Genomic DNA, 23,148 nt, shown 5'->3' with positions numbered 1-23,148 from the left:
GCACCTTCGCGAACGCCTCGCGACGGGATATCGTGCCGGCCGTGAGTACCCCCCGCGGCGAAGGCGCCAAGACTATCGGTCAGCGCCTTGACGCCGCCGTGGACTGGGCTCGGTCACGTGGTGGCGCGAATCGTCCGGCGCTCCTGGTGGTCGGTCTCCACCTGATCCTCGTGGCTTGGCTGGTCGTGCCCGGCGGCCTTTTCATCGACGACTTCCGTGCACAGGCCTACGCAGCCGGCCGGGGACCCTGGCCGTTCATCATTGAGAGCAACCGCACCCATCTTGCACCAGGCCCCAGAACCGTGGACTGGCTCATGGCGCACGGCGCCCCGCTCGAGCACTGGCCCGCTGTCGTGCTGACCCTCCTCATAGCCGCGACGCTGGCTACATCGGTGTGGCTGCTCATCAACGAGCTGACGACACGACGGCTCGGCGCTGTAGCGGGCACTGTGATCCTGCTCACCTCGGCTGGCTTCGCTCCGTCTACCGCCTGGTTTCGTCAAAGCCTGACCACGCACGCCGCGCTCGCCCTTGGGGTCTTCGCAACCTGGGCGACGATCCGCGGCGTCCGTGAGGAGAATCGCCGGTTGGCCCTGCTGCCCGTCGTCCTGCTGCCACTGGCGTACTGCTTCTCCGAGCGTGCCGTCCTGTTCACCCTCGTCATCGCCTGGGTCCACCTCGTCCACGGTCGAGGCGCGATCAGCGAGCGACTCCGGACCTCGCTGCCCGTCGCACTGCCCCTTGCAGGGTTCACCGCCGCATTCCTCGGGGTGTACGCAGCGGGGGATTTTGACACGTTGGACAAGGGTGACCCGAGCGTTGGGCACTTCTTGGCGAGCACCGGACGCTCGCTCTTCAAGAACGAGATCCCGGCCCTGCTCGGCGGTCCGCTGCGGTGGCAGGTCGAGAACGGGGCATACTCCTCGGCACAGACTCCTACCGGTTTCGCGGCCGCTACTTGCCTAGGGCTGCTCCTTGTCGTCCTGTGGCGGGCACGGGACCGTAGCGCCCGTCGCCGGATCGCGCACGTAGCAGCTCCTGCCGGGATCTTCGTCTTGGCCGTATACGTACTCATCTACTTCGGACGGATCAGCCGAGGCGCGACCGACATCGTCGACGACCTACGCCTGTACCCCGACGTCCTCGTTGCTCTCGGAGTCACGCTGGCGGTCGTCCTCGACACCATCCCCGCCCCGACTCGGGCCTGGAGGCGAACTGCCGCCGCGAGCGTCGCCTGCGTCGTCGGACTCAGTCTCTTCTCATGGGTCTCTTTCGGCCTGAGATGGCACACCAACCCCTCGACCAGCTATGTAGAGGCGCTGCGCAGCGGACTTGAGCGTGACCCATCGACGCCCGTCCTCCCGGCCGCAGTGCCCGACTCGATCGTGCCGTGGTGGGTCCAACCGGACTTCTCCACGGAGCCGCTTATAGCGCTGCTTTCCCCCGAGACGCCGACAGCGGTGGCTCGCGAGGACAGCCGTGTGGTCTCACCGAGCGGCAAACCGGTACCGGGCCACCTGACCGCACTGATGTCGTCCGAGAAGTCCGAGCAGCTGTGCGCCGCCGTCTCGGTGGACGGTCAAGCCATCGTCCGGCTTCCGGGAGCGCAAGGCTACTTCCGCGGCTCTTTGGTCCGTGTGGGAGCGCTGGTGGGCGATGCCACCGACATCGAGCTCGGCGTGCTCACCGACCAGGGTGAGATCATCATGACGGAGACGGTCCGACCGATCACCGTACGACGAGGTCCTCACACTCTGATCGCGCCCGTCCCCCGCGATGCCCGAGTGCGGGCGGTTGTGGTACGTCAGAGCGATTCCGAGGTTAACGTCTGCCTGACCAGCGGCTCCGTCACGCTGCCGAAGGAGAGCCGATGACTGCCGTGACGGTTCCGGCGGCTACACCGACAGCCGTTGAGCGTGACAACCAGCTCGAAGGCTTGCGCGCGGTTGCGGCCCTAGCCGTGCTGATGACGCACGCCGGCTTCCTCTCGGGCCGGACCGGTGGCACCGTGCTGCCGGGACCACTCGCGCGTCTCGATATCGGCGTCGCCATCTTCTTCGTCCTCAGCGGCTTTCTGCTCTACCGACCCCACGCCCGTCACCACGCGGGTCTGGGCGAACGACCTGCTCTCCGGCCCTATGCCGTTCGACGTTTTTTCCGCCTCGTGCCCGCCCTGCTTCCGGTGCTTGCGGCGACCTACCTGCTGGTGCCCGACTCACGGGCCGCAGGCGCCATGCCATGGCTGGCCAACCTGGTCCAGCTCCAGAGCGTCAGGTCAGATTGGCAGCTCCCTGGGCTCGCGCAGCTGTGGAGCCTGTCGACCGAGGTGATGTTCTACGTCGCGTTGCCTCTACTAGCGCTGCTGATCGGGCAGGCGGCGCGCGGCCGTGGCGGAAGAGAGATGCTGGTCCTCGCAGGGTTGTGTGCCCTCGCCTGGGGCGCGCGCGCGTGGTTGACAGAGGACTCGGGTGGGACGTTCACCTGGGGACGGACCCTGGTGTGCCACCTGGACTGGTTCGCTGGGGGGATGGCCCTCGCGGTCATTCGGGTGCGCCCCCCGCTTCTCGCGGTGGCGCGGGCCACTCTCACGCCGTCGGTGGGAAGCGTGCTTGCGATCGCAGCATCGCTCTTCTGGGTGCTCTCCACCTCCCTCGCAGGCCCGTTCGACCTGAGCCGCCCAGGTCTGGCTTCGGACCTCTTCAAGCACATCGGGTACGGGGTGTTCTCGGTTCTGCTTGTCGCGCCCGCTGCTCTGCTGGATCACCCGGCCCTCCGATCGGTCCTTGCATCCCGCGTGATGGTCGCCCTCGGAACGATCAGCTATGGAGTGTTCCTTTGGCACCTGCCAATCATGTTCTTCGTGCGTGATACCGCGGGCTGGCAGCTTTTCGGTGGCCACTTCTGGCTCACCTGCGCGATAACCCTGGCTGTGACCGTCCCAGTAGCGCAGCTGAGCTGGCGCCTGCTCGAGAAGCCGATCATGGAGTGGGCGCGACGACTCTAGGATCCGCTTCGTCCCCGAGCACGTGCTTGTGGCGCCGACACGGCAGCGCCGACCACCGTCAGGGCGAGCAGCTGACTGACGACGTCCCGATTCGTCTCCAGCCCTGAGGGCCAGGGAGAAGCGGCTGACCACACCACCCAGACCGTGGCGAGCACGGCGAGAAGTACCGCTGGTCGGCACCGCTCCGGGAGCCGCACGAGACCAAGACCGAGCAGGCCCAGCGGCCCTCCCAGGAAGAACAGCGCGGCGGACGGGATCGCAATGCTCGACCAGCGCCGTGCAGGCGTCCCAACGGTGGTCGGAACCGTCGTGCTCTTGCGTCGGCTGACGACCGCGAGGGCGAGAACCATGCCCGCCAGGACCAGTCCGCCCACGATGAGCGCAAAATAGACACGCTGCGGGCGGAACTCCAGGTCCACGGAGGTTGCCCCTCCGGCGGGAAGAACCCACCCCTGGGACCACCCGTCTACAGTGATCGGGCTCAGGACCTCGCCGCCACTGGTCGCAACCCAGCCCGGGTTGGCGTTCTCTCGAACCTGAAGCACCACAGCCTCGGCCCGCTCGCCGACCTCGACGCTGCGACTGGTGCTTGTCCAACGCGTCGGCTCGACCGGAGCAGACTCTGGCTCCGCGAGCGCGTCTGAGGCGAGCGTCAGTGTCCTCGGCGCGAACGCAGGGGAGGCAAGCACACGGATCCGGTGAGTGCCCACCGACAGGGAGACATCGCCGCATGCAGTCAGACTCATCGGCCGACCCAGGCGCAGTTGCTCGCGCGTGCCCGTCACCCGGGTCTGCACTTCCTCGCCGTCCACCTGCAGCGACGGACCGAAACCGCACTTCAGCCCGACCTTCTGGGCGCCGTCCAGGGCACTTCGTGGCGCATCGACCACCTCGACCTCACCGATGACCACCGGGGGCTCGTCGGACGGGAGCAGCAGCTGCGGGCGCGTCGACTCGGCCTCCAGCACGGTGACCCTGATCCGGCTCGTGCGTACCTCAGGGATCGTCACTGTGCCGTCCGCGGAGACCGCGCGCTCGACATCACTGCGGCCGTCCGACTGGATCCGGACCTTCGTGGGTCTGCGCCCACCCACGGCAGGGTCGGTTTGCAGAGCCAGCTCGGTGACCGGCCGACGATCGGGCCAGGAAAGCTCGATCCATGGGTCGCCGTCGGCCTCCGGCCTCGGCGCCCAGTACGTCGAGGGGTCACCATCGACGCCGAGCTCGGCCGCGGTCTGCGGGGAGTGGAAGGTGCTCGATGCACTGACGTCCAGCCCGTCGAGTCGAGCCAGCAGCCGGTCCGAGGCAGGTCGGGGAATGAGGGTCCCGGTGATCGCGACCGTGCTTTCGCCGGCGAGCTCGATCTCTCGGCGCAGGTCGGTCTCGTCCGGCGCCCGCCGATCGGATCCGTCCCGGCAGCGCACGATACCTGCCCGGTCCGTGATACACGCGTAGGCACGGTCGATGGAGGTCTGCAGATGGGTTCCGGCCAGCTGACCGGGCACCGGCCCTGGGACCCGCGCCCAGGTCTCTACCCGAGGAAGAGAGCCAGCGCCGATATCACGGATGGACACCGTGGGACGCTCGTCGTGGACGTCGGTCACCCGCAGACGGAACCGACTGCTGGAGCCGGCTGGCACCGCGACGTCGACGGTGTATCGGGCTGGCGGGTCACTGGCGAAGCCCGGCGGGGTGATGGGTGTCCGGGCGCTTCCGGCATCGGTCTCCACCCGGACCTCAGCCACGCTGGCACCTTCGTCCATATCAAAGGTGACGGGGATGGTGAGGCCGAGGTCCACCTGGTCCTCCCACTGGACCTCGATCCACTGCCCTACTGGATCCTCTCCCGCGGATCGCCAGGCGGTATCACCGGAGCCGTCGAAGGCCGACTCGGGCAATGCAGATGGATCGCCTTTCTGGCCGAAGGCAGGCATCGTCAGCGAACTCGAGGCCCGGACCGACTCGGCGCCTGACAGAAGCGCGGCGGTCTGTGCGTCACCACCGTCAGCCGGCAGCCACGGCATCAGCCAGTCGTGGTCGGCGCGATTCGCCCGATACGGCTCGTCCTCGGCGAGCAACGGCCCGTACAGCGAGCGCACGGCGGCGAAGTTCGCCTCCCGGCGCTGCAGGGTGTCGGTCAGGATGACCGAGCTGTCAGTCTCGACCGTCTCGGTGACCGACCGCGTGTCGCTGGCAAGGACCATCGGGCGCTTCGTCGCGGTGAGCGCTACCGCCTCGGGTCCACCCACGACGACCAGCGGCTTGGCGCGAGCTGTTGGGGGAACCACCCCGCTCGAGCCCGGTAGCTCATAGATGCCGATCGCCGGCAGCGCAGCTTCCTCGCCGACGAAGGGTCGTAGGGTCGCCGATGCTGAGAGACCGACCTCTGGTCCTATCGACTTCACCCGTCGCAGACCGGCGGAGCGTAATGCAGCGTCGGTCACCTGCGGTTCGGGGGCGCCGGAAGCGCTGTAGTCGAGGTCTGCGCGCAGGAGCACACGAGTGATCCCGGTGCGCTCGAACAGCCGTCCCAGCTCCTCGCCGCCGTACCCCGATGCGATGCGGGCTTCGATGTCGTTGAGCAGACGGGTCGCTCCGGCCGAGCCAAGTGGGACTGCGTTGCGCACCATCCAGGGAGTCATGGCGAGAGGTTGCAGCGGCTCGTCTCGGGAGTTGCCCCAGTACGATGCCGGGAAGGTCGCACCGGGTACGACGAGAGCACGACCGCCGTCGTCGGTCGCTTCTAGATAGTCCGCAGCCTCCTGCCAGTAGTCGGGCACCTCGACGAAGCTCCCGCGCTGGACAACGCCTACCAAGGCCGGTCCTGCTCCCATGGCGACGACCGCAGCGGCCGCCACGGTGGGGACGAGTGCGGGCCGCCACCATCGTCGGCGGGCCCCCCACCGCGCGAGCACCGGGACAGCGTGTGTCAGTCCCATGACGAGTGGGATGCGGATCACAGGCTCGAACTTATGGGCGTTTCGCAAGGGTGCGAGGGCGCCGTCGAGCAGCGGCTGAGCCGCGGCGATCGGCGCCCACGGCAGCGCCCCTGTGGTTGACCCCAGCATCACCAGCACCAGCCCAGCCAGCAGGCCCACGCGCGCGAACCCACCCCATGTCGACGGGGCGGTGACGAGGCCTGCCAGGCCAAGCAGAACGAGCACCAGGCCGAGTGCGACCAGCGGCGTCGCGCCAAGGACGATCGGGCCCGCCGGCCAGAGGCTGTTCTGCGGCCAGCCGATCGTCGCTAGCCACTGCGTCGTACCGCGGAGCGCCTCGGTCGCCGAGGCGAGCGATGTCGAGACCTCCGCCGCCTCGATCCAGGAGAGGAAGGGTGGGCTGTACCGGCCGAGGAGCAGCAACGGGCCGACCCACCACAGCGATACCGCGGCGACGGCAACCGCCCAGCGCCAGAGCAATGCCAGACGCCAGCGCTCCCGGGTGAGGATCCACAACACCGGGAGGACGAGCACGGCACCGGTCGCGACCGCGTTGACCGCCCCGGTCATGAGCACAGCGGCAGCGGATCGTAGCGCGGCGGTCCACAACTCACCAGGACCCACAGCGACGAGTGGGATCAGGACCCATGGCGCAACCGCCATCGGCCAGATCTCGGAGCTCACCGCACCGAGCCCGAGGAGCATGCGCGGCGCAAGTGCGTAGGCAAGCGCGCCGAGCAACCGAGACCCCTCGGTGCCGATCGAAAGTCGCTTGAGGAGGAGACGCATCCCATGGAAGGCGACCAGCAGGATAAGCGCCCACCACAACCGCTGAGTCACCCAGGCTGGCACTCCGACCAGGTCGAAGACTGCGAAGAACGGGCCCATCGGCCAGAGGTAGCCGTAGGCCTGGTTCTGAAGCTGGCCCGCCGCCCCCGTGCTGTCCCACAGCTGAAGTGCTCTGCTGAGGTAGCCGACGGGGTCGACGACGAGGTCGAGCTTGGTGTCACCCGCGATCCGACCCGGCTGTTGGACGAGAGCGAAGGCGATCAGGAACGCGGACGGCCCAAGTGCCCGTAGCCACCTAGTGATGCGGCTCTCCGGCTCGCCGGAGTGATCGCCACTCACCCCCGCTCCAGCACGATCACGGCGTTCCAGGACAGCACCTCACGGACGCCGGGCAGACGCATGACCCAGCGGGCCCACGACGGGTGGTACCGAGGCAGCAAACCGACCACACGGACGTCTCCAACCCTCTCCCTGGCCGCGACGGCTCGCCGCATGCGAGCGATCGAGCAGGCGAAGAGGGTCTTGCCGAAGTCGTTCTTGGGGCGGTGTCCGTGGCGGGCCGCGTAGCGGTCCGCCGCCGAACGCCCACCGAGGTAGTGCCACGGGGAGGTCTCGTGACCACCCCACGGGGAGAGCCACGGTGTCCAGGACAGGTAGATCAGCCCGGACGCTCGGGTGATGCGGATCATCTCGTCCAGCATCTGCTCCGGCGAGCTCACGTGCTCGAGCACGTTGCTGGAGAAGGCGATGTCCACCGAGGCCGACTCAAGGGGGATCGCCGTCCCGGACCCCCGCAGGCAGTTGCGCCCAGCTACTCCTCGAGCGGTGAGCTCGCCGACATCGGGCTCGATCCCGACATAGCGTGCTCCGCCCGACGCGAAGGCGTCCGCGAAGTAGCCTGGGCCGCCTCCGATGTCGACGAGCAGCGCGCCGTCAAGCCGTCTCCACCGTGCAAGCTCCGCGACCGAGTCGGCGGCCAGTAGCCCGTAGAACCGATCGGGATCTGTCTGCTCGCTGCGGAACGCGCTGAAGAGCGCGACGCTCCGCCGCAGGCTCCCGGGAGCGTACTGCGGGGTATACCTGCGGGTAGCATCAGCCCGTCCTGCAGACATCCAGATCCTCTCTCTGCCGTTGGAGGCACTCCGTATGCGCATCGCCTTCCTCAGCTGGCGAGACTCCACCCACCCCGAGGGTGGCGGCGCCGAGCACTACGCCGAGCGGGTGTGCGAGGGGCTTGGCGCTCTTGGTCACGACGTCACCCTGTTCTGCGCTGCGCACGACGGGGCTCCGACCGATGAGTCTCGCCGAGGCTACCGCGTCCACCGCGCGGGCGGCCGCTTCTCGGTGTATGCCGCGTCACTCCTGGCGATGCGAGCCGCCGCGCGACGCGACGCGCCCTTCGACGTCGTCGTCGACACCCAGAACGGCGTCCCGTTCTGGGCGCCTCTCGTGACCCGCACTCCCGTGGTCGTCCTCGTCCACCACGTCCACCGCGAGCAGTGGCCGGTGATCTTCGGGCCCCTCCTGGCGCGCCTGGGCTGGCTCGTCGAGTCCCGAGTAGCACCACACGTCTATCGCCACCGGCGGTACGTCGTGGTCTCTGCACCGACTCGCGATGAGCTGGTCGACCTCGGGGTGGCTGACGATCGGATCAGGATCATCCACAACGGGACCGACACTCCCCGCGCCATGGCGGTGCCCCGGGCCGCGGCTCCGACGCTGGTCGTCCTGGGGCGACTGGTGCCGCACAAGCGCGTCGAGCACGCAATCGACCTGATCCAGCTGCTGCGCGGCACCCATCCCGACCTCCGGCTCCGCATCATCGGCGAGGGGTGGTGGCACGACCGACTCGTCGAGCACGCACGGCTGACCGGTCAGAGCGACGTCGTGACGATGACCGGCTACCTGTCAGAAGAGGACAAGCACGCCGAGCTGGCTCGCGCGTGGGTCGCGATCGCACCAAGCATCAAAGAGGGGTGGGGGCTGACGGTTGTCGACGCCGCGACCCACGGCGTGCCGACCGTCGCCTACCACGGCACGGGAGGACTCGAGGACTCGATCGTCGACGGCACCACGGGCGTCCTGGTCGAAGATTTCGACGCGATGGTCGACGCAGTAGACACCCTGCTCACCGAGCGCGAGACGCGGGAGCAGCTTGGCGAAGCGGCGCGCGCCTACGCAGCGCAGTTCAGCTGGTCGACGACGGTTCAGGAGTGGGACGACGAGCTCAGTCGCGTCATCGCCGCCGACGGAACTCAGGACCCGTAGTTGACGACCTCGTCGGCGCTCGTCTCGATACCAGAGGTGTTGTCCGGCGAAACGGCCATGAGCAGCGCCCAGACCAGCAGGAATGCGGCAAGCGCTCCGAGGACAAGGCTGATGACGGCGGAAAGCGCCTTGGGGCGCCCCGAGGTTGCAGTCGACATGAAAGTCCTTTCTCTACTCGAGAGTAGATAGTAGTCGACCCGTGACCTGTGCGCGAGCCTCGCCCGACGGTGGCGCGTCGCCCGCTCCCGATCGTCCTGCATCGTCGCGTGTCCACACCGCGAAGGCGGGCCCGTCGTGAACCAGCTCGAACCCCCGGACCTGACGAGGCCACTCTCCCGGGCTGTCCTTCCAGATAAAGACAGCCTCGACGTCATGCGCGTCGAGATCGTGCGGCTCGAGCAGGCCCGAGCGCCATCGACTCGCTGCCGCGGGCTCTCCGTCGTCCACCGTGATCAGCGAGCCGCCGCGCTCGACGGTGAGGGTCGTGGACCGGACGGTGCGCGCGTCCACGGCAAGTGGCAGAGGGTCGACGAAGGGGCGCCCGTCGGCCCAGGTCGGCGCCCTCAGTGCCTGCCACGGAAGGACCAGCACCCGCCCGTCGGAGGGGACCGCCGCGACTGCCTGCGACCACTCCCGCGGGATGTCGGTGGGCCGGTACGCCTCGCGAAGTCGCGCCCCGGCATCCGGTGCGGTGAGGGCGCACAGACTAACGGCGACGACGGCCATCGCCGGGCCGGCCGCGCGCACCCGCAGCCTGGACCGGAGCCCGGTGACCGCGGCGGACGCTCCGAGCGCAGTGAGGACCGCGACGGCACCGGCGCTCCAGCCCAGCAGGCGATGACTGTCGCGGATCAAGGCCACACCCGGGACGGCCTGGAGCTGGGCCGCGACGCCCTGGCCCCACGTCGTCGCGAGCACGAGCACCACCACGGTCGGTACCGACCAACCGGCGAGCGCGAGCCGGACCTCCCCGCGCCCAGCACTGGCGCGGACGGCGCCGTACCCGGCAAGAAGGATCAGAGCCACTGAGGCGATGAGCGGACCGCCGGAGAGCCGGGAGGCCAGGTGCGCTCCCTGCGCCCAGATGCCCCCGAGCGTCATGATCGACGTGAGGACACCCCCAGGCGCATCCGCCTGCGGAGCGAACGCAACGGCACCGTCGGCGTCCGCGCTCCCGACACCGTTGGACAGTGCCGGGAGCAACCACGGCATCGTGAGCAGAGCGGGGCCGGCGAGGAGCGGCAGACCTGTGGCGAGGCGACGGGAGTGGGCGATGAGCGCAGTCACCGTGATGAGTGTGGCGACCGAGCCCCACGGGGTAAGGGCAGCCGGCAACGCGGCACAGGTCAGCACGAGCGTCCGGCGCCCCAGCCCCCCCTTCGCCCGGAACGCCAGCACCAGCCACGGGATGGTGGTGTAGGCGAGCATGGTCGGAGCCTGGCCCAGCAGGAGTCGCTCGACGACGAAGGGGTTCCAGATCGCCGCCGCGGCGGCGACCGGTGGCGCCCACGGCCATGATCGGACCAGGAGCGCGAAACCCATCCCTGCACCAAGCAGAGCAACGAGGAGCAGGACCCGTTGCTGGACGGCGGGCGGTACGAGGCCGGCGATGAGCGCCGTGACCAGGTCCAGCGGCACCGCCCGCGGCAGGTAGCCGTCCATCCCCAGCGCGGCCTCGTTGATCACGGGGTCAGGGACGGTCACGAAGTCCCGGAACAGGATGTGCCCGTGCCGCGCCGTGCTCGCCAGCATGATCGCGGTAAGTACCACGGACACCGCTCCAGCGGCCCAGAGCTGACCATGCTCGGCCCTCCGTGAGCCGCTCAGTGCGCGGCCTCGTGCCACGACCGGCCGGCCCCGATGCTCACCTCGAGCGGCACCTCGAGCTCCAGCGCACCGCCCATCTGCTCACGCAGCAGCTCCTCGACCTGGTCGCGCTCCCCCGTCGCCACCTCGACGACGAGCTCGTCGTGCACCTGCAGCAGCACCCTGGAGGCGAGCTCTCGCTCCTCCAGCGCGGCGTGCACCCCGAGCATCGCGAGCTTGACCACATCGGCTGCCGAGCCCTGGATCGGTGCGTTGAGCGCCATCCGCTCGGCCATCTCGCGGCGCTGCCGGTTGTCGCTGCCCAGGTCGGGCAGGTAGCGGCGCCGACCGAGCATCGTCTCGGTGTAGCCCGTGGCCCGCGCCCGCTCGACCACCTCGTGCAGGTAGTCGCGCACGCCGCCGAACCGCTCGAAGTACTCGTCCATCAACCCCTTCGCCTCGGCCGTGCTGATCGTCAGCTGCCGGGAGAGGCCGAAGGCCGAGAGTCCATAGGCCAGGCCGTAGCTCATCGCCTTGACCTTGCTGCGCATCTCAGGGGTGACCTCCGCCGGCTCGACGCCGAAGACCCGCGACCCCACGAAGCGGTGCAGGTCCTCCCCGGAGCGGAACGCCTCGATCAACCCCTCGTCACCGGAGAGGTGGGCCATGATCCGCATCTCGATCTGGCTGTAGTCCGCCGAGAGCAGGCAGTCGTAGCCCTGGCCGACGACGAAGCTCTCCCGGATTCGCCGCCCCTCCTCGGTACGGATCGGGATGTTCTGCAGGTTCGGGTCGGTCGAGGAGAGCCGGCCGGTCGCGGCGATCGTCTGCTGGTAGGTCGTGTGGATCCGCCCGTCGTCGCTGACCGACTTGATCAGCCCCTCGACGGTCACCCGCAGCCGCGCCGCGTCGCGGTGGCGCAGCAGCGCCTCGAGGAAGGGATGCTCGGTCTTGGCGTAGAGATCGGCCAGCGCCTCAGCGTCGGTGGTGTACCCCGTCTTGGTCCGCCGCGTCTTAGGCAGTCCGAGTGTGTCGAAGAGGACCGCCTGCAGCTGCTTCGGCGAGCCGAGGTTGATCTGCTCGTCACCGATCGCCGCCCACGCGTCCGCCTGAGCCTGCGCGACCTTGTCGGCGAAGTAGGCCTCCAGGCGGGTCAGCGCCTCCATGTCCGCAGCGATACCGGCCCGCTCCATGTCGGCGAGCACCCCCACCAGCGGCAGCTCGACGTCGCGCAGCAGATCGGTGCCCCCGGTGTCCTCCACCTGCTCGAGGAGGACACCGGCCAGCTCAGCCACCGCCCGGGCCCGGACCATCGAGTCCTGCGCGGCCTCGTCCTCGTCGGCCGTGAACTCGAGCACCCCCTGCTCCTGCGGCGCCCCGCCGCCGCCCCCTTCGACCGCCAGCTCTCGGCCGAGGTGGCGCACGCACAGGTCCGCCAGGTCGTAGGAGCGCTGGTCCGGCCGGACGAGGTAGGCCGCAATCGCGGTGTCGACCTCGAGCCCGGCCAGGGACCAGCCGCGCGCCCCGAGGGCCTGCGAGGCTCCCTTCGCGTCGTGCATCACCTTGTGCCGGGTCGGGTCGGCGAGCCAGTCGTGCAGCGCGGCCTCGTCCTGCGGGGTCATCTCGGCGACGTCGACCGATGCCGCCGACCCGTCGGCGGTGGACAGTGCGACCGAGGCGACCTCGCCGGTCCCCCGGCCCCAGGCGCCGACGACGTCAAGACCGAGCCGCACCCGGTCGCCGCCGTGCTCGGCCAGCCACCCCGACAGCGCGCCGGGCGCCAGGGTCTCGCCGTCGACCGCCAGCCCGCCGCTCACCTCGGTCTGCGCGGTGTCGAAGGTCTCGAAGAGGCGGTCGCGCAGCACCCGGAACTCGAGGCTGTCGAAGAGGGTGTGCACCGCCTCCCGGTCCCAGGTCTGGCGCCCGAGCTCGCTGACGTCGACCCCGACCGGAGCGTCGGTGAGCAGGCGGTTGAGCCGCCGGTTGCGCAGCACGTCGTCGAGGTGGTCGCGCAGCGACTGGCCCGCCTTGCCGCCGATCTCCCCGACGCTGGCGACGATTCCCTCGAGGTCGCCGTAGGCGCCGATCCACTTCGCGGCGGTCTTAGGACCCACCCCGGGCACCCCGGGCAGGTTGTCGCTGCTCTCCCCGACCAGCGCCGCGAGGTCGCTGTAGCGCTCCGGACCGACCCCGTACTTCTCGGTGACCGCCGAAGGGGTCATCCGGGCCAGGTCGGACACCCCCTTGCGGGGGTAGAGGACGGTCGTGCCCTCGTCGACCAGCTGGAGGGTGTCCCTGTCGCCCGAGCAGATGAGCACCTCCATGCCCGCCGCACGGCCCTGGGTGGTGAGGGTGGCGATGATGTCGTCGGCCTCGTAGCCCTCGAGCTCGACGTGGCGGATATGCAGGGCGTCGAGCACCTCCTTGAGCAGCGGGATCTGCCCCTTGAAGGCGCTCGGGGTCTCCGACCGGCCCGCCTTGTACTCCGCGTACTGCTCGCTGCGGAAGGTCTGCCGGGAGATGTCGAAGGCGACGCCGACATGCGTCGGGTCCTCGTCACGCAGCACGTTGATGAGCATCGCGGTGAAGCCGTAGACCGCGTTGGTGTGCTGCCCCGTGCTCGTCGAGAAGTTCTCCGCCGGCAGGGCGAAGAACGCGCGGTAGGCCAGGGAGTGCCCGTCGAGGAGGAGAAGTCGACTCACGCCCCCAACCCTAGGCGCTCGCGCGGACAACGCTGCCCGACCGTAGGCTGCACCTGATCGACACCCGGGAGCACACCCGCCGTGGGCCCCGCACATCACCAGAAGGAGGACGCGTGAGCGACCTGGAGCAGCGTGACACCGAGCACCGTGACACCGACGAGACCTCCCAGGCCATGCTCGAGCAGCTGGCCGGCATGCACGAGGGCACCCTGCTCGAGCGGATGGGCATCGAGATCGTCGAGGTCTCCCCGCAGCGAGTGGTCGGACGAATGCCGGTGGCAGGCAACACCCAGCCCTACGGGCTGCTGCACGGCGGCGCCTCGGTCGTGCTGGCCGAGAGCCTCGGCTCCGTCGGCTCGGCCGTCCATGCGGGGCGGGACAGGATCGCCGTCGGTCTGGAGATCAACGCCTCGCACCATCGCGCTGCCCGCGAGGGCTACGTCACCGGGGTCGCCACTGCCGTCAGCCTCGGGCGCACCCTCGCCTCCTACGACGTCGTGATCACCGACGAGAGCGAGCGACGCACCTGCACCGCCCGGATCACCTGCCTGCTGCGCGACGCGGCTCCGGGCAGCTGACCGAGCGATCTGAGGGAGCACGGCGATGATCGGCACCGGCACGCTGCTCAACATCGTCACCGTGCTCGTCGGCGGCGGCCTGGGGATCCTCGTCGGCAACCGTCTGCCCGAGCGGACCCGCAGCGTCGTCACCGACGGTCTGGGCCTGGTCACCCTGCTCATGGCCGGCCTGAGCGTCGCCGAGGTGACCTCGCCCGTCGTCTCGGACGCGCTCGGCTCCGGCGCCCCGATCCTCGTGGTCCTCGGGTCGTTGCTGCTCGGCGGGATCGCCGGGTCCCTGCTGCGCATCGAGGAGCGGCTGGAGTCCCTCGCCGGGCGTGTCCAGCGCGTCGTCGGTCAGCGCAGCACCTCGCACGAGAGCCGGGAGCGGTTCATCGAGGGATGGCTGACCGCGAGCCTGCTCTTCTGCGTGGGGCCCCTGACGATCCTCGGCAGCCTCGACGACGGCCTCGGGCGGGGCATCGACAAGCTCGCCCTCAAGGCGGTCCTCGACGGTTTCGCCTCCCTGGCCTTCGCCTCGACCTTCGGCGTCGGCGTGCTCTTCTCGGCGGTCAGCGTCGGGGTCGTCCAGGGCACGCTCACCGCGGTCGGGTGGGCCCTGGGGTCGGTTCTGCCGGAGGCGCACATCCTCGTGCTCACCGCGACCGGCGGCCTCGTCCTCGTCGGAATCTCGCTGCGGCTGCTGCGCATCCGCGATATCCCGGTGGGTGACCTCCTGCCGGCCCTGGTCATCGCCCCGCTGCTCACCGAGCTGGTGATCAGCCTGCGCTGACCGGGCGAAGGGGGTGGATCAGGCCTTGTCCATCCCGGCCACGACCGCGTCGGCGACCTCGCGCATCCCCATCCGCCGGTCCATGGCGGTCTTCTGGATCCACCGGAAGGCCTCGGCCTCGGTGATCTTGAGCTTCTTCATCAGGACCCCCTTCGCCCTCTCGACCGCCTTGCGGGTCTCGAGGCGCTCCCCGAGGTCGGCCACCTCGTCCTCGAGCGCGTGCAGCTCGGCCCAGCGGGACATCGCGACCTCGATGGCGGGGCGGACGTCGGCCATGGTGAAGGGCTTGATGACGTACCCCATCACCCCGGCGTCCCTCGCGCGCTCGACGAGCTCGCGCTGGCTGAAGGCGGTGAGCATGACAACGGGACAGATCCGCTGGTTGCCGATCGCCTCGGCCGCGGCGAGCCCGTCCATGACCGGCATCTTGACGTCGCAGATCGCCAGGTCCGGCCGCAGCTCCTCGGCGAGGGCCACCGCCTCCTGCCCGTCACCAGCCTGCCCGACCACCTCGTAACCCTCTTCGACGAGCATCTCGGCCAGGTCACCCCGGATCAGCGCCTCGTCCTCGGCGATGAGGATGCGCCGGGGGGCTTGGGAGCCGGTCTGGTCAGTCGGCGTCATCTACGACCTCACTGTCGGTTCGTGCTGGATCGTGCCAGCGGGGGCTTGGCGACGTGCCGGGAGCGGGACTCGAACCCGCACGCCCTTGCGGGCAGAGCATTTTGAGTGCTCCGTGTCTGCCATTCCACCACCCCGGCGCGGACCACAGCATATCGGCGCCGCCAAAGGTCAGAGCATCCGGTAGGCGCTCGCCACACCGTTGCGCGCATCGCCGAGCCGGTGCACCCGGATCCCGTTCGTCGAGCCGGGGATGCCGGGAGGGGACCCCGCGACGATGACCACCTTGTCGCCCTCGTCGCCGCGACCGGAGTCCAGCAGCACCTCGTCGACCATCATCGCGTACTGGTCGGTGCTCGTGACCTCAGGCGTCAGGAAGGTCTCGATGCCCCAGACGAGCGCCAGCTGGGAGCGGACGTCCTGGAGTGGGCTGAAGGCAAGGATCGGCAGCTTCGGGCGGAGCTGGGCAAGGCGCCGGGCGGTCCCCCCGGTCTGGGTGAAGGCGATGAGGAACCTCACCCCGAGCTCCTCGCCGATGTCGGTGGCCGCTCGGGCGATGACCACCCCCTGGGTCCGGCCCATGCCGTCGAGGTCACCGATGCGGTGCAGCGCCTGCTTCTCGGTGCTCGTGATGATCCGAGCCATCGTCTTGACCGTCTCGATCGGGAACTTGCCCGCGGCGGTCTCGCCCGAGAGCATCAGCGCGTCGGCCCCGTCCAGCACGGCGTTGGCGGCGTCCGAGGCCTCGGCCCGGGTCGGGCGGCTGTTGTCCACCATCGACTCCAGCACCTGGGTGGCGACGATGACCGGCTTGGCCTTGCGACGGGCCAGTTCGACCGCCCGCTTCTGCACGACCGGGACCTCCTCGAGGGGCATCTCGACCCCGAGGTCTCCCCGGGCCACCATGATCCCGTCGAAGGCGTCGATGACGGCCTCGAGGTCGGCGACCGCCTGCGGCTTCTCGATCTTGGCGATGACCGGCAGACGCACCCCCTCCTCGTCCATGATCGCGTGCACCCGCTGGATGTCGTGCGGGCTGCGCACGAAGCTCAGCGCGATGTAGTCGGCGCGCAGGTGCAGCGCCCAGCGCAGGTCCTCCTCGTCCTTCTCGCTCAGGGCCGGCACGGAGACCGGCACGCCGGGGAGGTTGATGCCCTTGTTGTCCGAGAGCGATCCGCCGTAGATCACGACGCAGCGGACGTCGGTCTCGGTGACGTCGTGGACCGAGAGCGAGATCTTGCCGTCATCGATGAGGATCCGGTCCCCGGCGCTGACGTCGCGGGGCAACCCGTCGTACGTCGTGCCGACCTCGGTCGCGTCCCCCGGGACGTCCCTGGTCGTGATCGTGAACTTGTCGCCGGCGTTGAGCCGCACCGGGCCCTGCGCGAACCGACCGGTGCGGATCTTGGGGCCTTGCAGGTCGACGAGCGTGCCGACCGCGCGGCCCATCGCGTCCCCCGCCGCCCGCACGGCACGGTAGTTCTCCTCGTGGAAGGCGTAGTCACCGTGGGAGAGGTTGAACCGCGCGAGGTCCATGCCCGAGGCGACGATCTCCTGGATGCGCTGCGGGGTCGACGTGGCCGGTCCTAGGGTGCAGACGATCTTCGCTCGGCGCATGGCCCCGAGTCTACGTGCCGGCGCGTGCCTCAGACGGTCAGCGGTCGATCGGTCGGCTCCACGGGTCGCGGCAGCTTCGACTCGCCCATGAGGTACTCGTCGACGCCGTGCGCGGCCGCCCGCCCCTCGGCGATCGCCCACACGATGAGGGACTGGCCGCGACCGGCGTCGCCGGCGACGAAGACGCCCGGCACGCTCGTCATGTACCGGCGGTCCCGCACGATGTTCGAGCGCTCGTCGAGCTCGACGCCGAGCTGCTCGACCACCCCTTCGCCCTGCGGGCCGAGGAACCCCATGGCGAGGAGGATGAGCTGGGCCGGGATCTCGCGCTCGCTGCCCTCGACCGGCTCGAAGCCGTCGTCGGTGCGCTTCACCTCGGTGAGGCGCAGACCCGCGACGTTGCCCTCGTCGTCCCCGACGATCTCGGTGGTCGAGACCGCGTAGACCCGGTCGCCGCCCTCCTCGTGCGCCGACGCGACGCGGTAGAGCATCGGGTAGGTGGGCCAGGGCTGGTTCGCCGCCCGCTCCTCCCCCGGCTGGGGCATGATCTCCAGGCTGGTGACCGACCGGGCGCCCTGGCGGATGGAGGTGCCGAGGCAGTCGGCGCCGGTGTCTCCACCACCGATGATGACGACATCCTTGCCTGCGGCCGTGACCTGACCCTCGACCTCCTCGCCCAGGGCCACGCGGTTGGCGTCGGGCAGGAAGTCCATGGCCTGCACGACACCGGCGAGCTCACGCCCGGGGACCGGAAGATCGCGTGGCACGGTGGCGCCGACCGCGAGCACGATCGCGTCGTACCGGTCGCGCAGCTGCTGGCCGGTGACCTCGCTGCCGACGTCGACTCCGGAGCGGAAGCGGGTGCCCTCCGAGCGCATCTGGGTGATCCGCCGGTCCAGGATGCGCTTCTCCATCTTGAACTCCGGGATGCCGTAGCGCATCAGGCCGCCGGGCTTGTCCGCCCGCTCGTAGACGGCGACGGTGTGCCCGGACCGGGTGAGCTGCTGGGCGACCGCCAGCCCCGCCGGGCCCGAGCCGACGACGGCGACCGTCTTGCCGGTGAGCCGGTCCGGGATCTGCGGCGGGACGTCCCCGCGACCGAAGGCCTCCTCGATCGTCGTGAGCTCGACCTGCTTGATCGTCACCGCCGGCTGGTTGATGCCGAGGACGCACGCGGTCTCGCAGGGCGCCGGGCACAGCCGACCGGTGAACTCGGGGAAGTTGTTTGTGGCGTGCAGCCGCTCGATGGCGTCGTGCCACTCCCCCTTCCAGGCCAGGGTGTTCCACTCCGGGATGAGGTTGCCGAGCGGGCAGCCGGAGTGGCAGAACGGGATGCCGCAGTCCATGCAGCGGCCCGCCTGGCGCTGGAGCTGGCCGAGCTGCTGCTCCTCGTAGACCTCCTGCCAGTCCTTGATCCGGACATCGACGGGTCGGCGGGCGGGCAGCTCGCGCTCACGGGTGGTGAGGAAGCCCTTCGGGTCAGCCATGCGATGCCTCCATGATCCGGTCCCACACCTCGGCGCCGTCGACGTCGAGACCCTCGGTCTCGGCCTCGGCGCGGATGTCGAGGACCTTCTGGTAGTTGCGGGGAAGGACGAGCGAGAGCCGTGCCAGGCCGTCGTCACCGGCGTCGAGCAGCCGGCGTGCGACCGCCGACCCGGTGACCTCCAGGTGCGCCTGCAGCAGCTCCCGGGCCCGCTCGCGGTCGCCCTCGCGCAGCGCCGAGACGTCGACCAGCTCGGGGTTGACGAGGTCGGCGTCGAGGTCGAGCACGTAGGCGACGCCGCCGGACATGCCGGCCGCGACGTTGCGCCCGGTTGGGCCGAGGATCATCACCTCGCCACCGGTCATGTACTCGCAGGCGTGGTCACCCACCCCTTCGACCACCGCGGTGGCCCCGGAGTTGCGCACGCAGAAGCGCTCCCCGACGATCCCGCGCAGGAAGATCTCGCCGGAGGTCGCGCCGTACCCGATGACGTTGCCGGCGATGACGTTGTCCTCGGCCACGAGGGCCGAGTCCTCGGCCGGGACGACGACGACCTGCCCGCCGGAGAGCCCCTTGCCGACGTAGTCGTTGGCGTCACCGATGAGGCGAAGGGAGATCCCGCGCGGCACGAAGGCGCCGAAGGACTGACCGGCGCTCCCGCGGGCGGTGATCCTGATCGTCCCGTCGGGCAGCCCCTCGGGGTGACGCTTGGTCACCTCGTGCCCGAGCATCGTCCCCACCGTGCGGTTGACGTTGCGGATGCTGACCTCGCCGCTGGCCTGGGTGCCGTCCTCAAGCGCGGGTCGAGCGATCCGGATCAGCTCGTGGTCCAGCGCGTGCTCCAGGCCGTGGTCCTGCGCCTTGCTGTGCCGGATGCCCGAGCCGTCGAAGGACTCCACCCGCTGCAGCACCGGGGCGAGGTCCAGACCGCTGGCCTTCCAGTGCGCGACGGCGCGCCGGGTGTCGAGCAGGTCGATCTGCCCGATGGCCTCCTCGATCGAGCGGAGCCCGAGAGCCGCGAGGTGCTCGCGCACCTCCTCGGCGATGTACTCGAAGAAGGTCTCGACGAACTCCGGCTTGCCCGAGAAGCGGCTGCGCAGCTCGGGGTTCTGCGTCGCGATGCCCACCGGGCAGGTGTCGAGGTGGCAGACCCGCATCATGATGCAACCGCTCACGACGAGCGGGGCGGTGGCGAAGCCGAACTCCTCGGCGCCGAGCAGCGCGGCGATGACGACGTCGCGTCCGGTCTTGATCTGACCGTCCACCTGGACGACGATCCGGTCGCGCAGGCCGTTGAGCACCAGGGTCTGCTGGGTCTCGGCCAGGCCCAGCTCCCACGGCCCGCCCGCGTGCTTGAGCGAGGTGAGCGGGGAGGCGCCGGTGCCGCCGTCGTGGCCGGAGATGAGCACCACGTCGGCGTGCGCCTTGCTCACGCCGGCCGCGACCGTGCCCACGCCGACCTCGGAGACGAGCTTGACGTGCACGCGGGCGTCGGGGTTGGAGTTCTTCAGGTCGTGGATCAGCTGGGCGAGATCCTCGATCGAGTAGATGTCGTGGTGCGGCGGCGGGCTGATCAGCCCCACACCCGGGGTCGAGTGCCGGGTCTTGGCCACCCACGGGTAGACCTTGGGACCAGGCAGCTGTCCCCCTTCGCCCGGCTTGGCGCCCTGCGCCATCTTGATCTGCAGGTCGTCGGCGTTGGTGAGATAGGTCGAGGTGACCCCGAAGCGGCCGGAGGCGATCTGCTTGATCGAGCTGCGCCGCTCCGGGTCCATCAGCCGCTCGAGGTCCTCACCACCCTCGCCGGTGTTGCTCCGCGCCCCGAGGTGGTTCATCGCGACGGCGAGCGTCTCGTGGGCCTCCTGGCTGATCGACCCGTAGCTCATCGCGCCGGTCGAGAAGCGCTTGACGATCTCCTCGGCCGACTCGACCTCGTCGATGCTGATCGGCTCGCGTGGCGTCTGCCCGCCGAGCTCGAAGAGCCCGCGCAGGGTCATCAGCCGCTCCGACTGGTCGTCGACCCGCTGGGAGTACTGCTTGAAGATGTCGTAGCGGCGCTGACGGGTCGAGTGCTGCAGCCGGAAGACGGTGTCGGGGTCGAAGAGGTGCGGCTCCCCCTCACGGCGCCACTTGTACTCCCCGCCCGCCGGGAGGGTGCGGTGCGGCAGGCGCATCCCGTCCTGGGGGTAGGCCGAGGCGTGGCGGGCGGCGGCTTCCTGCGCGATGACGTCGAGGCCGACACCGCCGAGCTGGCTCACCGTGCCGGTGAAGTACTCGTCGACGAGCTCCTGCGACAGCCCGATCGCCTCGAAGACCTGGGCGCCCCGGTAGCTCGCGACGGTGGAGATGCCCATCTTGGACATCACCTTGAGCACGCCCTTGCCGAGCGCCCTGATCAGGTTGGCGACCGCCTCCTCCTCGCTCACCCCGGTGATCACCTCGCGACGGACCATGTCCTCGACGGACTCCATCGCGAGGTAGGGGTTGACCGCGGCCGCCCCGTAGCCGATGAGCAGCGCGACGTGGTGTACCTCGCGGACGTCTCCGGCCTCGACCAGCAGACCGACCTGGGTGCGGGTCTTCTCCCGGATGAGGTGGTGGTGGACCGCGGCGGTGAGGAGGAGCGAAGGGATGGGCGCGTGGTCGCGTCCGGAGTCCCGGTCGGACAGCACGATGAACCGCGCTCCCTCGTCGATCGCCGCCGACACCTCCTCGCAGATCTCCCGGATCCGCTCGGCCATGCCCTCGCCGCCGCGCAGGTGGTCGTAGAGACCGCGCACCACGTGGGTCGCGTAGCCGGGCAGGTCACCGTCGGCGTTGATGTGGACGATCTTGGCCAGCTCGTCGTTGTCGATGACGGGGAAGGGCAGGATGACCTGGCGGGCGTGAGCCGGCTCGGCGTCCAGGGCGTTGCCCTCGGGCCCGATCGCCGTCCCCAGCGCCGTCACGAGCTCCTCGCGGATCGCGTCCAGCGGCGGGTTGGTCACCTGGGCGAACTGCTGGGTGAAGTAGTCGAAGATCAGCCTCGGCTTCTGGGAGAGCACGGCGATGGGCGTGTCGGTGCCCATCGAGCCGAGCGCCTCCGCGCCCTGCTTCGCCATCGGCGTGAGGAGGATCGAGAGCTCCTCGGCGGTGTACCCGAAGGTCTGCTGGCGCCGCATGACCGAGGCAGGGGTGTGCAGCACGTGCTCGCGAGAAGGCAGGTCGCCCAGGTTGATCCGACCGGCGTGCAGCCAGTCCCCGTAGGGGTGCTCCGCCGCCAGCTCGGACTTGATCTCGTCGTCCTCGACGATGCGACCGGCCGCGGTGTCGACGAGGAACATCCGTCCGGGGTTGAGCCGCCCCTTGCGCACGACCCGCTCCGGCTCGATGTCGAGCACCCCGGACTCCGAGGCCAGCACCACCAGGCCGTCGTCGGTCACCCAGTACCGGCCCGGGCGCAGCCCGTTGCGGTCGAGGACCGCGCCGACGAGGGTGCCGTCGGTGAAGGTCACCGCCGCCGGGCCGTCCCAGGGCTCCATGAACATCGAGTGGAACTCGTAGAAGGCCTTGCGGGCCGGGTCCATCGTGGCGTGGTTCTCCCACGCCTCGGGGATCATCATGAGCACCGCGTGCGGGAGCGAGCGGCCCCCGAGGTGCAGCAGCTCAAGGACCTCGTCGAAGGACGCCGAGTCCGACGCCTCGGGGGTGCAGATCGGGTAGAGCCTGCTCAGGTCGCCGGGGATGAGGCTGGAGTCGAGCTGGGACTCCCGGGCATGCATCCAGTTGCGGTTGCCCTTGACGGTGTTGATCTCGCCGTTGTGGGCGATGTAGCGCATGGGGTGCGACAGCGGCCAGCTCGGGAAGGTGTTCGTGGAGAAGCGGGAGTGGACCAGCGCCAGCTCGCTCTCGAAGCGCTCGTCGGAGAGGTCGGGGTAGAAGGGCTCGAGCTGAGCAGTCGTGAGCATGCCCTTGTAGACGAGGGTCCGGCAGGAGAGGGAGGCGAAGTAGACGTCGGTCTCGCGCTCGGCCCGCTTGCGCACGCAGAAGGCCAGCCGCTCGAGGGTCATGCCCGAGACCTCGCCTCCGGGGGCGGCGACGACGAGCTGGGCGAAGTGGGGCATGCAGTCCCGTGCCATCTCACCGACGAGCTCCCGCTCGACCGGGACGTCACGCCAGCCGAGGACGACCAGTCCCTCCTCGCCGACGATGGCCTCGACCCGGCCCATGACCTCGCGTCGCTCGCCGGCGTCCAGCGGCAGGTACGCGGTCCCCACGGCGTAGGCGCCCGCTCGCGGGAGCTCGAAGTCGACCACCTCGCGCAGGAAGCGGTCCGGCACCTGGGTGATGATGCCCGCGCCGTCCCCCACGAGCGGGTCGGCACCGGTAGCACCACGGTGCTCCAGGTTGGTCAGCGCGAGGAGCGCCTGGTCGACGATGTCGCGCCCGGCACGACCACGCATCGTCGCCAACATCGCCACACCGCAGGCGTCGTGCTCGGCGGCCGAGCGGTAGAGACCCTGGTCGTACGGCTGGGCGGAGTAGCGGCGGTAAGGCGAGGTCGCCACCGGCGATCACCGTCCTCTC

General features: G+C 69.8%; 14 protein-coding genes and 1 tRNA gene. 5 read left to right on the top strand and 10 right to left on the bottom strand.

Going from position 1 to position 23,148, the window contains the following annotated elements:
* Positions 1–41: 41 nt before the first annotated feature.
* Both FB557_RS10720 and FB557_RS10715 read left to right on the top strand, forming a co-directional pair.
* Positions 42–1,874, top strand: coding sequence for a hypothetical protein (locus tag FB557_RS10720; RefSeq protein WP_144857580.1), 1,833 nt, complete (start codon positions 42–44; stop codon positions 1,872–1,874).
* Positions 1,871–3,004 carry an acyltransferase family protein gene (locus FB557_RS10715; RefSeq protein ID WP_144857579.1) on the top strand — a complete coding sequence of 378 codons (1,134 nt, stop codon included), beginning with the start codon at positions 1,871–1,873 and terminating at the stop codon, positions 3,002–3,004. Before FB557_RS10720 ends, FB557_RS10715 begins: the two co-directional genes overlap by 4 nt.
* On the opposite strand, the gene FB557_RS10710 is transcribed toward FB557_RS10715, so the two are convergent.
* Together FB557_RS10710 and FB557_RS10705 are read right to left on the bottom strand one after the other, a co-directional pair.
* Entirely contained in the window at positions 3,001–7,071 is a 4,071-nt protein-coding gene (locus tag FB557_RS10710) for an alpha-(1->3)-arabinofuranosyltransferase domain-containing protein (RefSeq protein WP_170236268.1), read from the bottom strand. The genes FB557_RS10715 and FB557_RS10710 overlap by 4 nt on opposite strands.
* Positions 7,068–7,844: a class I SAM-dependent methyltransferase gene (locus FB557_RS10705; protein ID WP_144857577.1), complete on the bottom strand. Its 777-nt coding sequence runs from the start codon at positions 7,842–7,844 to the stop codon at positions 7,068–7,070. The genes FB557_RS10710 and FB557_RS10705 overlap by 4 nt, the downstream gene beginning before the upstream one ends.
* A 34-nt stretch (positions 7,845–7,878) precedes the next feature.
* Between FB557_RS10705 and FB557_RS10700 the strand changes: the two genes are divergently transcribed.
* A complete protein-coding gene (locus FB557_RS10700; RefSeq protein ID WP_144857576.1) occupies positions 7,879–9,000 on the top strand; it encodes a glycosyltransferase family 4 protein in 1,122 nt (373 codons plus the stop codon).
* On the opposite strand, the gene FB557_RS14210 is transcribed toward FB557_RS10700, so the two are convergent.
* The 3 genes from FB557_RS14210 to polA are packed head-to-tail and all read right to left on the bottom strand — an operon-like array spanning position 8,988 to position 13,508.
* Entirely contained in the window at positions 8,988–9,158 is a 171-nt protein-coding gene (locus tag FB557_RS14210; protein WP_170236267.1) for a hypothetical protein, read from the bottom strand. The genes FB557_RS10700 and FB557_RS14210 overlap by 13 nt on opposite strands.
* Before the next feature lie 13 nt (positions 9,159–9,171).
* Positions 9,172–10,776 (bottom strand): MmpA family trehalose lipid delivery protein, encoded by a 1,605-nt coding sequence (locus tag FB557_RS10695; RefSeq protein ID WP_144857575.1) that lies wholly within the window; start codon positions 10,774–10,776, stop codon positions 9,172–9,174.
* Positions 10,777–10,823: 47 nt separating this feature from the next.
* Positions 10,824–13,508 (bottom strand): DNA polymerase I, encoded by a 2,685-nt coding sequence (gene polA, locus FB557_RS10690; RefSeq protein ID WP_144857574.1) that lies wholly within the window; start codon positions 13,506–13,508, stop codon positions 10,824–10,826.
* Between the two features lie 173 nt (positions 13,509–13,681).
* Between polA and FB557_RS10685 the strand changes: the two genes are divergently transcribed.
* A complete protein-coding gene (locus tag FB557_RS10685) occupies positions 13,682–14,086 on the top strand; it encodes a PaaI family thioesterase (RefSeq protein WP_144857687.1) in 405 nt (134 codons plus the stop codon).
* A gap of 25 nt (positions 14,087–14,111) precedes the next feature.
* A complete protein-coding gene (locus tag FB557_RS10680) occupies positions 14,112–14,858 on the top strand; it encodes a DUF554 domain-containing protein (RefSeq protein WP_144857573.1) in 747 nt (248 codons plus the stop codon).
* Positions 14,859–14,876: 18 nt separating this feature from the next.
* On the opposite strand, the gene FB557_RS10675 is transcribed toward FB557_RS10680, so the two are convergent.
* From FB557_RS10675 to gltB, 5 genes are all read right to left on the bottom strand, one after another.
* Positions 14,877–15,482, bottom strand: a complete 606-nt coding sequence (locus tag FB557_RS10675) for an ANTAR domain-containing response regulator (protein WP_144857572.1) — start codon at positions 15,480–15,482, stop codon at positions 14,877–14,879.
* Positions 15,483–15,536: 54 nt separating this feature from the next.
* Positions 15,537–15,619: transfer RNA gene (locus tag FB557_RS10670), tRNA-Leu, on the bottom strand.
* 31 nt (positions 15,620–15,650) lie between these two features.
* Positions 15,651–17,096 (bottom strand): pyruvate kinase, encoded by a 1,446-nt coding sequence (gene pyk / locus FB557_RS10665; RefSeq protein ID WP_144857571.1) that lies wholly within the window; start codon positions 17,094–17,096, stop codon positions 15,651–15,653.
* A 29-nt stretch (positions 17,097–17,125) separates the two neighbouring features.
* Positions 17,126–18,583, bottom strand: a complete 1,458-nt coding sequence (locus tag FB557_RS10660; protein WP_144857570.1) for a glutamate synthase subunit beta — start codon at positions 18,581–18,583, stop codon at positions 17,126–17,128.
* Complete coding sequence (gltB, locus tag FB557_RS10655; protein WP_144857569.1) at positions 18,576–23,129, bottom strand: glutamate synthase large subunit; 4,554 nt, start codon at positions 23,127–23,129, stop codon at positions 18,576–18,578. The genes FB557_RS10660 and gltB overlap by 8 nt, the downstream gene beginning before the upstream one ends.
* Between the last annotated feature and the right edge of the window lie 19 nt (positions 23,130–23,148).

It is taken from the genome of Marihabitans asiaticum, from assembly GCF_007828725.1.
Taxonomy (GTDB): Bacteria; Actinomycetota; Actinomycetes; order Actinomycetales; family Dermatophilaceae; genus Marihabitans; species Marihabitans asiaticum.
Note: the sequence above shows the minus strand (reverse complement) of the source record. Positions and strands in the feature narration are given on the sequence as shown.